This window comes from Burkholderia sp. YHN3-13, from assembly GCF_055810675.1.
Map to the genome: position 1 here is coordinate 123,722 of NZ_JBVVNQ010000009.1, position 14,743 is coordinate 138,464.

At 69.8% G+C, this 14,743-nt stretch carries 12 protein-coding genes; 5 read left to right on the plus strand and 7 right to left on the minus strand.

What is annotated here, in order from left to right; translation table 11 throughout:
• Nucleotides 1–187 precede the first annotated feature (187 nt).
• Nucleotides 188–1,522, plus strand: a complete 1,335-nt coding sequence (locus AC0KUR_RS21025) for an acyl-CoA dehydrogenase family protein (RefSeq protein WP_175028661.1) — start codon at nucleotides 188–190, stop codon at nucleotides 1,520–1,522.
• 61 nt (nucleotides 1,523–1,583) lie between these two features.
• Here AC0KUR_RS21025 and AC0KUR_RS21030 read toward each other — a convergent pair whose 3' ends face one another.
• Entirely contained in the window at nucleotides 1,584–2,558 is a 975-nt protein-coding gene (locus AC0KUR_RS21030; RefSeq protein WP_175028662.1) for a LysR family transcriptional regulator, read from the minus strand.
• 17 nt (nucleotides 2,559–2,575) lie between these two features.
• On the opposite strand from AC0KUR_RS21030, the gene AC0KUR_RS21035 reads away from it, so the two are divergent.
• Nucleotides 2,576–3,142: a cysteine dioxygenase family protein gene (locus AC0KUR_RS21035; RefSeq protein WP_034191515.1), complete on the plus strand. Its 567-nt coding sequence runs from the start codon at nucleotides 2,576–2,578 to the stop codon at nucleotides 3,140–3,142.
• Nucleotides 3,143–3,242: 100 nt separating this feature from the next.
• Nucleotides 3,243–4,868, plus strand: coding sequence for a rhodanese-related sulfurtransferase (locus AC0KUR_RS21040; protein WP_226193908.1), 1,626 nt, complete (start codon nucleotides 3,243–3,245; stop codon nucleotides 4,866–4,868).
• Between the two features lie 43 nt (nucleotides 4,869–4,911).
• Here the strand turns inward: AC0KUR_RS21040 and AC0KUR_RS21045 are convergent, their stop codons facing one another.
• The gene (locus AC0KUR_RS21045) at nucleotides 4,912–6,054 is read right to left on the minus strand and encodes a glycerophosphodiester phosphodiesterase (RefSeq protein ID WP_175029364.1); all 1,143 of its coding nucleotides are present in this window, start codon (nucleotides 6,052–6,054) and stop codon (nucleotides 4,912–4,914) included.
• Nucleotides 6,055–6,428: 374 nt separating this feature from the next.
• Between AC0KUR_RS21045 and AC0KUR_RS21050 the strand changes: the two genes are divergently transcribed.
• Both AC0KUR_RS21050 and AC0KUR_RS21055 read left to right on the plus strand, forming a co-directional pair.
• Complete coding sequence (locus AC0KUR_RS21050; RefSeq protein ID WP_226227568.1) at nucleotides 6,429–7,493, plus strand: phytoene/squalene synthase family protein; 1,065 nt, start codon at nucleotides 6,429–6,431, stop codon at nucleotides 7,491–7,493.
• Between the two features lie 477 nt (nucleotides 7,494–7,970).
• On the plus strand, nucleotides 7,971–9,188 hold the full coding sequence (locus tag AC0KUR_RS21055; RefSeq protein ID WP_049034896.1) for a porin: 1,218 nt from the start codon (nucleotides 7,971–7,973) through the stop codon (nucleotides 9,186–9,188).
• An 89-nt stretch (nucleotides 9,189–9,277) separates the two neighbouring features.
• Here AC0KUR_RS21055 and AC0KUR_RS21060 read toward each other — a convergent pair whose 3' ends face one another.
• Genes AC0KUR_RS21060 through AC0KUR_RS21080 form a run of 5 tightly spaced genes read right to left on the minus strand, consistent with a single transcriptional unit; the run spans nucleotide 9,278 to nucleotide 14,534 of the window.
• Nucleotides 9,278–10,768, minus strand: a complete 1,491-nt coding sequence (locus AC0KUR_RS21060; RefSeq protein WP_473376380.1) for an efflux transporter outer membrane subunit — start codon at nucleotides 10,766–10,768, stop codon at nucleotides 9,278–9,280.
• 10 nt (nucleotides 10,769–10,778) lie between these two features.
• The gene (locus AC0KUR_RS21065; RefSeq protein WP_059556470.1) at nucleotides 10,779–11,933 is read right to left on the minus strand and encodes an ABC transporter permease; all 1,155 of its coding nucleotides are present in this window, start codon (nucleotides 11,931–11,933) and stop codon (nucleotides 10,779–10,781) included.
• On the minus strand, nucleotides 11,930–12,877 hold the full coding sequence (locus tag AC0KUR_RS21070; RefSeq protein WP_473376381.1) for an ABC transporter ATP-binding protein: 948 nt from the start codon (nucleotides 12,875–12,877) through the stop codon (nucleotides 11,930–11,932). The genes AC0KUR_RS21065 and AC0KUR_RS21070 overlap by 4 nt, the downstream gene beginning before the upstream one ends.
• Nucleotides 12,874–13,839 carry an HlyD family secretion protein gene (locus AC0KUR_RS21075; RefSeq protein ID WP_124669367.1) on the minus strand — a complete coding sequence of 322 codons (966 nt, stop codon included), beginning with the start codon at nucleotides 13,837–13,839 and terminating at the stop codon, nucleotides 12,874–12,876. Before AC0KUR_RS21075 ends, AC0KUR_RS21070 begins: the two co-directional genes overlap by 4 nt.
• On the minus strand, nucleotides 13,836–14,534 hold the full coding sequence (locus AC0KUR_RS21080) for a TetR/AcrR family transcriptional regulator (protein ID WP_034191506.1): 699 nt from the start codon (nucleotides 14,532–14,534) through the stop codon (nucleotides 13,836–13,838). The genes AC0KUR_RS21075 and AC0KUR_RS21080 overlap by 4 nt, the downstream gene beginning before the upstream one ends.
• Nucleotides 14,535–14,743 lie beyond the last annotated feature (209 nt).

Consider the following 14,743-nt stretch of genomic DNA (forward strand, 5'->3'; position numbering starts at 1 on the left):
GCGCACGGCCGGGCAGGAATGGAGCGCAGGTTAACGCCGGGATCATGCGGAACGGAAATAATCAATCCCGATTTGAATATCAGATTTGCATGGTTTGGGCCGGATTGCGTTACGCATACGCTGTGGGCTCGTGAATGATCGGGCGCGCGTTGGCGCCGTGTTTGCACTCCCCAGGGAATCCGTCTCGATGTCCGCCAGCCTTGCCGCTTCCTCGCCGTCCCCGCAGCCTGCGCTGCGTCTCCTGCCTGCCGACCCGGCCGATGATGCGAACGACGCACGCGTCGCCGCGCTGCTCGACCGCCTCGCGCCCGACCTGGCCGCCGATGCGGCCCGCAACGACGCCGACGGCCGTTTTCCGCACGAGAACTTCGCGCGGCTGCATCGCGCGGGGCTGATCGCGCAGGTCGTGCCGCGCGAGCATGGCGGCGCCGGTGCGACGCTCGCGCAGGCGAGCCGGATCGTGGCCGCCGTCGCGCGGGCCGATCCGGCGACCGCGCTGGTGCTGACGATGACCTATCTGCAGCATCGCGCGCTCGGCCGCGCCGACAACCGCTGGCCGGCCCCGGTGCGGCGCGCGGTGTTCGACAGCGCGGTTGCGCACGGCGCGCTGATCAACGCGCTGCGCGTCGAGCCGGCGCTCGGATCGCCGTCGCGCGGCGGGCTGCCGGCCACGATCGCGCGCCGCGACGGCGACGGCTGGCGGCTGTCCGGCCACAAGCTCTACAGCACCGGCATTCCGGCACTGCGCTGGCTGGCCGTGTGGGCGCGCACCGACGAACGGGAGCCGCGCGTCGGCGTGTTCCTCGTGCCGCGCGACCGTGACGCCGATGGCGAGCGCATCCGCGTGATCGAAAGCTGGAACCACCTCGGCTTGCGCGCATCGGGCAGCCACGAAGTCGTCTTCGACGACGTGCGGCTGCCGGCCGATCACGCGGTCGACGTGCGTGCACCGGGAGAGTGGGCCGTGTCGGCCGCGACCCATGCGGATGCCGACGCGCAGGCCGACCAGCAGGCGTGGATGGTCGTGCTGCTCGGCAGCCTGTACGACGCGGTCGCGCGGGCGTCGCGCGACTGGCTGGTCGAATTCGCGACGACGCGTGCGCCGAGCGGGCTCGGTGCGCCGCTCGCGACGTTGCCGCGCGTGCAGGAAGCGGTCGGCGAAATCGAGGGCTGGCTGCACACGAACCGCGTGCTGCTCGACGATCTCGTCGCGCGCACCGATGCGGGCAATGCGCCGTCGGTCACGACGAGCGGCCTCGTCAAGCGAACCGTGACCGAGCACGCGATCCGCACGGTCGAGCAGGCGTTGAAGCTGTCGGGCAATCATGGGCTGAGCCGCGCCAATCCGCTCGAACGCCACTATCGCGACGTGCTGTGCAGCCGCGTGCATACGCCGCAGGACGACGCGATCGCGGTGGCGGCGGGGCGGGCAGCGCTCGACGCGGCGAGCGCGAGCGACACGACGGCCGGGGCGGGCGCAGCGCCACGCGACGACGCCGAACGCGGTCGACCCGATGCGTGAGCGCGGCAGGGTTGCCGCGCAGGGAAGCCGGGCGGCGCGCAGCAGGCGCCGCCCCGTCCGGTCAAGCGGCCTTGCCGTGCGACTGCTCGGGTACCGCGAACGCCGTGCGCGCATGCGCGGCAACGGCCGCGAGCGGCGCGTCGAAGCGGGCCGCATCGTGCCGGCGCAGCAGCCACAGATCGATCTGCGGCTTGAAATCGGCGAGCGGCACGATGTCGAGCGCGTCGCGCAACGGGCTGCCTTCGACGAGCGGCAGCGGCATCAGCCCGATACCGAAGCCGTTCGCGACGCTCTGCAGTTGCAGGTCGCGGCCGTAGGCGTCGAGCGTGACCGGCATCGGCAGGCCCTGCGCGTCGAGCGCGCGCCGCAGCCCCGCGCGAAAGCCGCAGCCGTCGGGATTGAGCACCCAGCCGCGCGCGTGGCAATCGGCGAGCCGGTAGCTGCGGCGCGGCCAGTCGCCCTTGCGGCCGACCGCGACGAGCCGCGTGGCCAGCAGCCGTTCACCCTCGACGTGCGCCGGCAGCACCATCTCGCGTGCGAGGAACACGAGCGCCGCGTCGAGTTCGCGGCGCGCGACGCGCTCGACGAGCGCGCCGCCCCAGGCCGTCGCGACCTGGGTCGCGAGCGCCGGCCACTGCGCGGCGAGTTCGGCGATCAGGACGGGCAGCATCAGTTCGCCGAGTCCCTGCGTGAGCCCGATCCGGAATTCGCCGGCGGGCGGCTGCTCGCCGGCCGTCAGCTCGCGCAGCGCATCGACCTCGCGCAGGATCGCGCGACACTGCTCGAAGACCCGCTGGCCGATGTCGGTCGGGCGCGGCGGCTTCGTATTGCGGTCGAGCAGGGTCACGCCGAGCGCTTCCTCGAGATTCTGGACGCGCCGCGTGATCGCGGGCTGCGTCATCCCGAGCTCGGCCGCGGCCTGGCTCAGGGTCTGGCAGCGGACGACCGCTGCAAAAGCATCGATATCGCTAATTTTCATGTTTGTTCTGCATGGTCTTTCGGGTGCATCATGACGATCCATCATATTCGGCATCATATTCGAGGAGACGTCCGATGAGTACGCTTTCGTTGCAGCAGACGCCGCTGCGTCCGTTCGTCGACGGTCTGGGCACGCTGCTCGCGTCCGGCGCGAACGAGGCGCGCATTCTCGACGAGGGCGGCGCGCTGCTCGCCGCGCTCGTCGAACACGACGACTGGTTGCCCGACGCGTTCGCGCAGCCCGATCCCGAGCGCTATCGGCAATACCTGCTGCATCTCGACCCGGACGAGCGGTTCTCGGTCGTCAGCTTCGTGTGGGGGCCCGGCCAGACGACGCCGATCCACAACCACACGGTGTGGGGGCTGATCGGGATGCTGCGCGGCGGCGAGTTCTCGCAGCCTTACCGGTTCGACGCGGCAGGCAAGCCGGTGCCGGCCGGCGACGCCGTGCGGCTGGCGCCGGGCGAGGTCGAAGCCGTGTCGCCGCGCATCGGCGACGTGCATCGCGTGACCAACGCGTTCGCCGATCGCGTGTCGATCAGCATCCACGTGTACGGCGCGAACATCGGCAAGGTCGAGCGTGCCGTGTTCCTGGACGACGGCACCGTGAAGCCTTTCGTGTCGGGCTATTCGAATGCCTGACGCGGAGCCCGTCGGCGCGGCCCGTTGCGAGCATGCGCCGGCAGCACCAGAATCGACCCGTTTCGCTTTTTTCACCGACTTTAACGTTTTCAGAGACATCGTGACGCAATCCGCCGATTCCCTTTCCCGTTTTCCCGTCGCGTCGTACCAGGAGGTGCGCGCGCGGCTGCTGGCCCGCGACGAGCTCGCGCTGATCGACGTACGCGAGGAAGATCCGTACGCGCGGGGCCATCCGCTGTGGGCCGCCAATTTTCCGCTGTCGAAACTCGAACTCGACGCGTGGACGCGGATTCCGCGCCGCGACACGCCGATCGTCGTGTTCGGCGAAGCGGGCGGCGAGGATCTCGCGCCGCGCGCGGCCGAGAAGCTCGCGCAGCTCGGCTACACCGACGTGCGGTTGCTCGACGGCGGTCTCGCCGGCTGGCTGGCCGCGGGCGGCGAACAGTTCATCGACGTGAACGTGCCGAGCAAGTCGTTCGGCGAATGGGTCGAGGCCGAGCGTCATACGCCGTCGCTTTCGGCGCAGGAGGTGCAGGCGCTGATCGATGCGAAGGCCGACGTCGTGATCGTCGACGCGCGCCGGTTCGACGAATACCAGACGATGACCATCCCGACGTCGACGAGCGTGCCGGGCGCGGAGCTCGTGCTGCGCGTGCGCGCGCTCGCGCCGGATCCGGCGACGCAGGTGATCGTCAACTGCGCGGGCCGCACGCGCAGCATCATCGGCACGCAGTCGCTCGTCAACGCGGGGCTGCCGAATCCGGTCGCGGCACTGCGCAACGGCACGATCGGCTGGACGCTGGCCGGCCAGACGCTCGAGCATGGCGCGGCGCGCCGCTTTCCGGACGAGATCGACGCGACGCAGCGCGCGCAAGCGCGCCAGGCCGCCCGGGCGGTGGCCGAACGCGCCGGCGTGCCGCGGATCGCGCTGGCCGACGTCGCGGCGCTCGACGAGCCGGGCCGCACGCTGTACCGCTTCGACGTGCGCACGCCGGAGGAATACGAGGCCGGCCACCTGCCGGGCTTCCTGAGCACGCCGGGCGGCCAGCTCGTGCAGGAGACCGATCATCACGCGGCCGTGCGCGGCGCGCGGATCGTGCTCGCCGACGACGACGGCGTGCGCGCGGACATGACCGCGTCGTGGCTCGCGCAGATGGGCTGGGACGTGCGCGTCGTGGAACCGGCCGGCGCGGCGGCGTTCGGCGAGCGCGGCCAGCCGCCGCGCGACGTGCCGGCGACGCCGCCCGCGACCGAGGTGTCGCCCGCGACGCTCGCGGGCTGGCTGAAGGAAGCGGCGCCCGGCGAACTCGCGATCGTCGACGTGACGGCCAGCGCGAATTACGTGAAGCGCCATGTTCCGGGCGCGTGGTTCGCCGTGCGTGCGCAGTTGCGTGACGCGCTTGCCGCGATCCCGCCGGCGAAGCGCTATGTGTTCACGTGCGGATCGAGCCTGCTGGCGCGGTTCGCGGCGGACGATGCGCGTGCGCTGCTGCCGGCGTCGGCCGGCATCTCGGTGCTGACCGGCGGCACGGCCGCGTGGATCGACGCCGGACTGCCGCTCGAAAGCGGCGAGACGCGTCTCGCGTCGCCGCGCGTCGACCGCTACCGGCGCCCGTACGAAGGCACCGACAATGCGGCCGCCGCGATGCAGGCGTATCTCGACTGGGAATACGGGCTGGTCGACCAGTTGAAGCGGGACGGCACGCACCACTTCAACGTGATCTGACCGATACGGTGCGACCGGGCGCGCCGCGCCCGGTTCGCGCGTGTCAGCGCTTGAACGTATCGACGGCCGTGCGGCCGACGGCCGGATCGTCGGTGAAGAAGCCGTCGATACCCGCGCGCAGGTACGCCTGGATCTCGCGCACCGAGCCCGCCGTGTTGCGCGTGGCCGGCGTGCCGCCATCCTTCAGCGACGCGGGCAGGAAGTTGTTCTCCGGGCGGAACGTGTACGGATGCACGACGAGGCCGGCCTCGTGCGCGTCGCGCACGTACGGTGTCGGCTGCTGCAGCGTGCCGTCCGCGGCGACCGCGATGATCGACGTCTTGTACGGCCCCACGCCGTTCGCATAGGTTGCGATCTCGCGCATGCCGTCGCGCGTCGACAGGTCGCCGTAGGTGCGCTTGTCGTTCGCCTTCACGAAGTCGTACGGGCGCTGGCCGGCTTCGTCCATCAGCTGCACGAGCTTCCAGTTCGGCTGGGTCGACTTGATCCGGTTGCGGATCGTCTTCAGGTTCGCGACCTCGAACGACTGGATGTAGACGGTCGCCGTGCGCGACGTATAGGTATCCTTCAGCAGCGCGTCGACGAGACGGTCCTCGAGCGACAGGTTGATCGACTGGAAGTAGGTGGGATGCTTGGTTTCCGGATACAGGTGGATCGTGCGGCCGGTCTGCGCGGACATCTGCTTCGCGAGCGCGACGATCTCGTCGAACGTCGGGATTTCGAACTGGTCGTTGTACGCGGTGTTCGCGGGGCGCACCTGCGGAATGCGCTCGCGTGCGCGCAGCGTCTTCAGTTCGGCGAGCGTGAAATCCTCGGTGAACCAGCCGGTCAGCTGCGCGCCGTCGATCGTCTTGGTCGCCTTGCGGCTCGCGAACTGCGGCAGCGCGGACACGTTCGTCGTGCCCGAGATCTCGTTCTCGTGGCGCGCGACGAGCACGCCGTCGCGCGTCGACACGAGGTCGGGCTCGATCACGTCCGCGCCGTCCTCGATCGCCTTGCGGTACGACGCCAGCGTGTGTTCGGGGCGCAGCGCGCTCGCGCCGCGATGGCCGACCACCTGGACCTTCGCGGAAATCGGCTGGGCGGGATCGCGCGTCAGATCGTCGCCGCCGCACGCGGCGAGCAGGAACGCGGCGGCACAGGCGAACGGGACGTAGCGCGGAGAGGTCGGGCGCTTGAAGAGCATGTCGATGAACCTTCGAAACGGGAGTCGGAAAAGGGGCGGTCGGTCCGTCGGCGCGGCAGGGGGCCGTGCCGCACGGGATCGAACGGTGCGCGATCGTCGCACCGAATAATTACATATGTATTACTTCGACCTTTCCATTCTGCTTTTTCAGGTCGCGATGCGCGTGGCGGGGGCGTCGACGATGGCCTGGCGGGCGCCGCGATCCGGCCGCCGCCGGCGGCCCGCGCGCCGGATGCACTAAACTTGCGGGAATTTTGCATCGCCGCGCCGGGGCGGACGCCCGCCTGACGCGACGATGCGGCGACTCGCGGCCGGCGCGGGCGCCCGGCGCCCGTGGGCGTCCGGGGCCCGCGCCGGCCGATTTTCCCCGACCCATGACGACTCGAACCGATTCCGCCTTCCTGCTCGGCGACCTGCTGAAGAACGTTTCCCGCTCCTTCTACCTGACGCTGCGCGTGCTGCCCGACGGCATGCGCGACCCGGTCGGCCTCGCGTACCTGCTCGCGCGCGCGGCCGACACGATCGCCGACACCGCGCTCGTTGCGCCCGATCGTCGTGCGGCGCTGCTGACCGGCCTGCGCGACGAGATCGAGCGCCTCGGCGACGGCGTGGCGTTGTCGCGCGCGCTCGAGGACGTGACGCGGATGCAGACCGATTCGCACGAGCATGTGCTGCTCGGCTCGATGGCGCCGATGCTCGCGCTGTTGCGCGCGCAGCCGGATGCGGATCGCGCGTCGATCCGCAAGGTCGTCGCGACGCTCACGTCGGGGATGGAATTCGATCTGCGCACGTTCCCCGACGAGCAGTCGGGGCAGGTCGCGTCGCTGCCGACGCGCGACGCGCTCGACCGCTACACGTACCTCGTCGCCGGCTGCGTCGGCGAGTTCTGGACCGACATGACGGGCGCGCACACGCGCGCCGCGCGCGGCTGGGACCTGCCGGACATGCGCGGAAAGGGCATCCGGTTCGGCAAGGCGCTGCAGATGACCAACATCCTGCGCGACTGCGCGAAGGACCTGCGCATCGGCCGCTGCTATCTGCCGGACGACGTGCTGGGCGCGCACGGGCTCGGCGTGGCCGACCTGATGCAACCGGACGCGTCGGCGCGCGCGCGCGGCGTGCTGGTCGACCTGTTGCGCGTGACGCTCGACCAGTATCGCGACGCGTGCCGGTACACACTCGCGATCCCGCGCCGTTTCGTGCGGCTGCGGCTCGCGTGCCTGTGGCCGATCATGATCGGCCTCGAAACGCTCGAGCTGCTGGCCGGCCACGATGCCTGGCTCGATCCGGCGAAGCCGGCCAAGGTGCCGAGAAAGCGCATCTACCGGATCATGGCGTCGTCGCTCGCGCTGGTCGGCTCGAACGCGGCGATCCGGGCGCGCACGACCGCGCTGGCGGACGCGGTGGCCGCGCGGCTCGCCGGCCCGGCATCACGCTGACACGCGCCGGCGCGGCGCGCCGGCATCCCCTTCGGCCCGCGTTCGCCGGGCCCGTCCTGTCCGATTTTCCCCACACGAACTGAAACGTTTTCATGATTTCGTTTCGCGAAACATGGGTGTCATGAACGTCAGCGATCCTGCGCGGCGGCGTGAATCGCGGCGTCAGCTGCGATCGCGCATTTGTAAGATGATTTTTTGCCGAAGGCGTCTGACAACATCGGACGGTCGTGTTGCACCAGTAAAAATGTAAAGCTAGGGTTTTCACCGGGAAATGCCGGAAAGGCCCACCGCGTAAGCGTTTTCAGGTGTTATGTAACCGCTTGGTGAACCCGCGCGTTGCGTCGATCATACGATGACCGACTGCACATGTTGGGAAACGATTGGTAATCCGTCAGAATCGCGTCGGCATGTACTCGCACATGTGTCAGTCATAAAACCACACCAGAAAAGAAATCATTCTTTGAGGACGGAGAATCAATGAAAAAGCGCGTCGCTTTCGCCATGACGGCAGTGGGCCTTGCAGCCGCTACCGCCGCCCACGCCCAGAGCAGCGTGACCCTGTACGGTATCGTCGACAACGGTATCGCTTGGCAGAACAACTCGTCGAGCACCGGCGCGGTCTCGGGTGGTCACTCGAAGGTGCAAATGTCCACCGGCGTGTGGGCAGGCAGCCGCTTCGGCCTGAAGGGCAGCGAAGATCTCGGCGGCGGCACGAAGGCGATTTTCCAGTTGGAAGCCGGCGTCAACACGGCTAACGGCTCGTCGCAGTGGACCAACGGCATCTTCACGCGTCAGGCATGGGTCGGGATGACCAACGCCACGTACGGTACGCTGACGGCCGGCCGCCAGTACACCGCGTACTACACGCTGCTGTCGCCGTACAGCCCGACGACCTGGCTGACCGGCTATTACGGCGCGCACCCGGGCGATATCGATTCGCTGGATACCAGCTACCGCGCGAACAACTCGCTCGTCTACATGTCGCCGAAGTTCTACGGCTTCACGGTCGGCGGTTCGTACTCGTTCGGCGGCGTGGCAGGCGCGACGAACCGCGGCTCGACGTGGAGCGCGGCGATCCAGTACCTGAACGGCCCGGCAGGCATCGCGGTCGGCTACCAGAAGGTCAACAACGCGACGCTGGGTGGCGGCGCGTGGGGCGCGAACTCGACGGTCCAGAACGGCCTGACGGCAACGGGCGACGGCAACCAGCCGGCAGTCTCGTCGATCAACAACGGCTACGCGACCGCGCAATCGCAGCAACGTGTCGCCGTGACGGCGGGCTACCAGTTCACGCCGGCATGGGACATTTCGGCGTCGTACTCGAACGTCCAGTACACGCCGGGCGTCGGTTCGTCGTTCCGCAACACGGCGATCTTCAACACGGCTGGCGCCGTGCTGCACTGGAAGGCAGCGGCTCAGTGGGATTTCGCGGCGGGCTACTCGTACACGGCGGCAACGCAGTCGAACGGCATCACGAGCTCGGCCAAGTACCACCAGGTCACGCTGTCGCAGTACTACAGCCTGTCGAAGCGCACGGGCCTGTACGCGGTTGAGGCTTACCAGCACGCCAGCGGCAACACGCTGAGCAAGACTGGCGGCGTCCAGGTGGCCACGACGTCGATCGGCGACGGCGTGGGCGCAGGTTCGAAGCAGAACCAGATCGGCGTCGGCGTCGGCCTGATCCACCGCTTCTGATGTCGCGCGGCGCGCGAGCGCCGCTTGCGGCATGCGGTACGAAAAAACCGGCCTTCGGGCCGGTTTTTTCATGGGTGCTGCCGTCTCGTTCATTTCACCGTCTCGTCCGTCCAGTTCCCCGCCAGCGCCTGGAACAGCGCCGCCGTATCGGCCAGCCGGTCGGCCTGCGCGCGCGTGCGGTCGAGCGCCGTCTGCAGCGCCTGCCGCTGTGCATCGAGCAGCTCGAACGTGCCGATCCCGCCCGCCGCGTAGCGGTCGCCGGCAATCGCATGGGTGGCGGCCGCTTCCCGTGCGGCCGTGTCCCGCGCCTGCAAGGCGGCCGCATCGTGTTCGACCGCGCGCATCGCGTCGGCCACCTGTTGAAGCGCCAGCAACACGGTTTCCCGATAACTCGCGAATGCCGCGTCGTAGGCCGCCTCCGCCGCGCGCTTTCTCGCGCGCAGTTCGCCGCCGTGGAAAAGCGGCTGCGTGAGACCGAGGCCGACATTCCATACATTGAGCCCGCCGACGATATCCGCGATGCGCGTGCGCTCCGAACCGATTCCCGCCGAAATCGAGAAACGCGGATACAGGTTCGCGGTGGCCACGCCGACGTTCGCGCTCGCCTGATGCAGCACGGCTTCCGCCGCGCGGATGTCGGGCCGTTCGCGGGCGAGCGTCGAAGGCAGCGCGACGGGCAGCGCGCGCGGCAGCGCCAGCGCATCGAGCGCGAGTTCGGGCAGCACGGCATCCGATGGCGCCGCGCCGAGCAGGATCGCGAGCCGGTGGCCGGCCTGCCCGAGGCGGGCCGCGAGCGGCGGCAGCGACGCCTGCGTCTGCGCGAGCAGCGCGCGTTGCGCGTGCACGTCGGCTTGCGACACGCCGCCTGCCGCATAACGCGCTTCGACGATGCGCAACTGCCGCGCCTGCGCGTCGACGAGCTGCCGCGTGAGCGCGACCTGTTGCGCGAGCGAGGCGCGCAGGATCGCGGTGGCGACGACGTTGCCCGCAAGCGTCAGCCGTGCGGCGTCGAGCGTGTAGGCCTGATAGTCGACCTGCGCACGCAGTGCTTCGAGCGCGCGCCGGTTGCCGCCGAACACATCGAGCACGTACGACACGCTGACCGACGCGTCGTACAGCGTAAACGGCCCGGGGTTCGGCACGTTGGCCGGCAGCCCGAACGCGGTGGTATCGACTTGCTCGCGCGTGGCGGACAGGTTCGCGTCGACATGCGGCAGCATCGTCGCGCCGGCTTCGGCCGCATGGTTCTGCCGCGCTTCGTCGAGCCGCGCGCGGGCTTCGGCGAGCGTCGGACTGTTTTGCCACGCGGTGTCGACGAGCCGGTTCAACGGTTCGGAGCCGAACCGTGTCCACCAGCGCCGCGGCGTGTGGTCGGCCGACGAGAAAATCTGCGCGTCGCCGGCCGGGCCCCTGGCGGCGGCCGTCGTCGCGGGCAGCTCGCCGCGCGTGTACTGCCGCGCGGCCGGTGCGGCGGGCGGGCGGAAGTCCGGCCCGACCGCGCATCCGGCGACGAGCAGCGCCGCGGCGGCCAATGCGCAGCCGGCGGCAGTGCGGAAGGGGCGATGCGGGGCCGGTGTCATCGCATGCCGCCTAATCGAGCGTGCGCCGGTAGAAGCGCAGCGCGACGCCCATCACGACGACGGTGAACAGCGCGACCGGCCACACGGACGGCCACAGGTCGGCCCAGCCGTTGCCTTTCAGCAGGATGCCGCGCACGAGGCGGTTGAAGTAGGTGAGCGGCAGCAGGTTGCCGATGACCTGCGCCCACTTCGGCATGCCGGCGAACGGGAACATGAAACCCGACAGCAGGATGTTCGGCAGGAAGTAGAACACCGCGAGCTGCATCGCCTGCAACTGGTTCTGCGCGAGCGACGACAGCGTGATGCCGACCGTCAGGTTCGCGGCGATGAACAGCAGTGCCGACAGGTACAGCGCGAACACGCCGCCGACGAACGGCACGTCGAACACGAAGCGCGACGCGGCGACGATGATCGACACCTGGATCAGCCCGATCAGCACGTACGGGACGATCTTGCCCGTCATCACCTCGAGCGGCCGCACGGGCGTCGCGAGCAGGTTCTCCATCGTGCCGCGCTCGCGTTCGCGCGTGATCGCGAGACCCGTCATCATCACCATCGTCATCGTCAGGATCACGCCCATCAGGCCCGGCACGACGTTGTACTGCGTGATGCCTTCCGGGTTGTACAGCCGGTGCAGCACGACGTCGAACGCGGCCGGGCGGCCGTTCAGGTGCGCGAGCGGCCCCGTCAGGTCCTTGTTGGCGACCGGTTGCACGAGGCCCGGCAGCGCGCCGATCGCCGACGCCGTGGCGACGGGGTCGGTCGCGTCCGCCTCGACCAGCAGCGCCGGGCGCTCGCCGCGCAGCAGCCGCCGCGAGAAATCGGCCGGCACGCTCAGCACGAACTGCACGTCGCCGCGTGCGAGCGCACGGCGGCCGGCCGCCTCGTCGGGCAAGGTGTCGACGATGTCGAAGTACGCGGAATTGCGCATCGCGGCGATGAAGCTGCGCGCGAACGGGCTGCCGTCGGCGACGATCACGGCGGTCGGCAGGTGCTTCGGATCGGTGTTGATCGCGAAGCCGAACAGCGCGAGCTGGATGATCGGCACGCCGACGATCATCGCGAAGGTCACGCGATCGCGGCGCAGCTGCAGGAACTCCTTCAGCACGATGCTCCACCAGCGCGCGACCGAGAACGATTCACGCAGGCCCGCCCACGCGTTCATGGCGACACCCGGCCGGGCGGCGCGGACGCGCGGCCCATCATGTAGATGAACACGTCCTCGAGCCCGGTGTCGATCGGCACGACCTGCAGCGGCGTATCGCGGGCGACCTGTTCGAGCGTCGCGTCGAGCCGCGCGCGGTCGCGGCCGCTCACGTGCAGCGCCGAGCCGAACACGACCGTCTGGTCGACGCCCGGCATCGTGCGCAGCCGCGCGGACAATTCGGTCAGGTGCTCGCCGGCGATCGCGCGGGTCGCAAGCCCTTGCGATGCGACGATCTCGGCCGACGTGCCTTGCGCGAGCAGTTCGCCGTACGCGATGTACGCGAGCTTGTGGCAGCGCTCGGCCTCGTCCATGTAGTGCGTGCTGACGAGCACCGAGATCCCGCGCGCGGCGAGCCGGTGCAGCTCCTCCCAGAAATCGCGGCGCGCGGCCGGGTCGACGCCGGCGGTCGGCTCGTCGAGCAGCAGCAGCTCGGGCTCGTGCAGCATGCACGCGGCCAGCGCGAGGCGCTGCTTCCAGCCGCCCGACAGCGCGCCCGTGAGCTGGTCGGCGCGGCTCGCGAGGCCGAGCCCGTCGAGCGCGCGCGCGACGGCCGCCTTGCGGTCGCGCATCCCGTACACGCGGGCGACGAAGTCGAGGTTCTCGCGGATCGACAGGTCTTCCCAGTACGAGAAGCGCTGCGTCATGTAGCCGACGCGCCGCTTGATCTGCGCGCTGTCGCGCACGATGTCGTAGCCGAGGCAGGTTCCGCTGCCCGCATCCGGCGTGAGCAATCCGCACATCATTCGGATCGACGTCGTCTTGCCGCTGCCGTTCGGTCCGAGAAAACCGAAGATCTCGCCGCGCGCGACGCGCAGCGACACGTCCCTCACGACGTGCTTGTCGCCGAACCGCTTGTTCAACCGGTCGACGTCGATCGCGTACGGGGCGGGCGGCGCGTTCATCGCACGCTCACGGCGACGGGCTGGCCCGGATGCAGCTTCGGCGCATCGGCGGCGGCGGGGCGCGCCTCGATCATGAACACGAGTTTCGTGCGGCTCTCGTTGCTGTAGATCACGGGCGGCGTGTATTCGGCCTCGCTCGACACATAGGTGATGCGCGCGGGCACGTCGGCCGCGCAGCCGTCGCAATGGATCGCGACCGTGTGCCCCGGCGCGAGCGAGGCGATGGCCGCTTCCGGCACGAAGAAGCGCACCTTCAGGTTCTGCGGCGGCAACATCTGCACGACCGGGTTGCCGGCCTGCACCCATTCGCCGACGCGGTACAGCGTGTCGTACACGCGTCCGGCGCCCGGCGCGGCAACGCGCTTCTGGTCGAGCTTCCATTGCGCTTCGGCCACGGCCGCCTGCGCGGCGTCGACCTGTGCGGCTTGCGCGGCGACCTGTTGCGCGCGGCCCGGCAGGCGCGCGACGTCGACCTGCTTTTGCAGCTCGCGCATCTGCGCGGCCGTCGTCTGCGCGGCCGTGCGCGAATCGTCGAGTTGCTGCTTCGACAGGCCGCCGGCCGCGTACTGGCGTTCGTCGCGCGCGAGTTGCGCGGCGGCCCGCGCAGCTTGTGCGCTGGCCTGCGCGAGCTGCGCCTGCGTGACGGCGATTTCCGGCGGACGCTTGCCGGTCTGCAGGTCGGCCAGCTGCGCGCGTGCGGCCTCGAGCTGATGCTGCGCCTGGCGCAGCGCGGCCGTTTCGCTGACGGCTTCGAGCGAGAACGCCGGCGTGCCGGCGGCGACGGCCTGACCCCGCTCGACCGCCAGTTGCGTGAGCGTGCCCGACTGCGACGACGACAGGTACACGAATTCGCCTTCGACATAACCCTGGTAGGTCGTGCCGCTACCCGTCGAGCGTTCGCAGCCGGCGAGCAGCGCGATCGCGGCGGCCAGCGCCGGCAGGCGCGAGCGGGTCGCGTTCACGACGGCCTCCGCGGCGACGGGCCGCGTGCGCGCGGCGCGGCCGCGGGCGGCTGCATGCCCGAGCCGAGCAGCGCGCGCACGTGCCGGTGCAACGTGTCGCGGTCGATCGGCGGCAGGCCGCGCGCGCTGTGCCACAGCTTCGCGGTGGCGAGCGGCAGCATCACGAGCGCGATGATCGAGTGGAACAGGAACGCCGGTTCGAGCGCGGGATTCAGCGTGCCGGCCTGCTGCGCGGCGCGAATGCGTTCGGCGAAGCCGCCGATATGGTCGAGCGGGATGCGCCGGACCATCCGCTCGCGCAGCAACCCGCCTTCGTGGACGATCTCGCGCAGCCAGATCGACGGCAGCCACGGCATGCGGTGCGTGACGTCGAAGAAGCGGTCGACGAGTTCGGCGACGAGCGCGAACGGATCGTTCTCGATCCGCGGTTCGGTCGGCCGCCACACGAACGCGATGACCTGCGCGAGCCGCTCCTCGACGATCGCGTCGAGCAACTGCTCGCGGTTCGTGAAGTAGTAGTGGACCATCGCCGACGTGACGCCGGCGGCCGCCGCGATCTGCGCGACCGTCGTCGCGGCGATGCCGCGCTCGGCGAACAACGCGATCGCGACGTCGAGCATATGGCCGCGCAGGTCGAAATCGTCCACCGACGGGCGGCGCCCGCGCGGCCTGGCGACGGTGGCTTTCGCGTTCATGAAATCGACGCTAATTGATGAGTTAGTTAATTTCAAGAAAGGGTTTTCGCCGCCCTTGATCTCGATCAGGCGCGCGTCGAATCCGGCCACGGACGCGCGGGGTGCCACGTCGCGGCACGCAGTGCGCCGCCGGTGGCATGTAGGGAGCAGTTAACGGGGAAAAGGGCGAGCGGGCGCGCGCCAGCGGTAGCGCACGCGCCCCGCCAAGG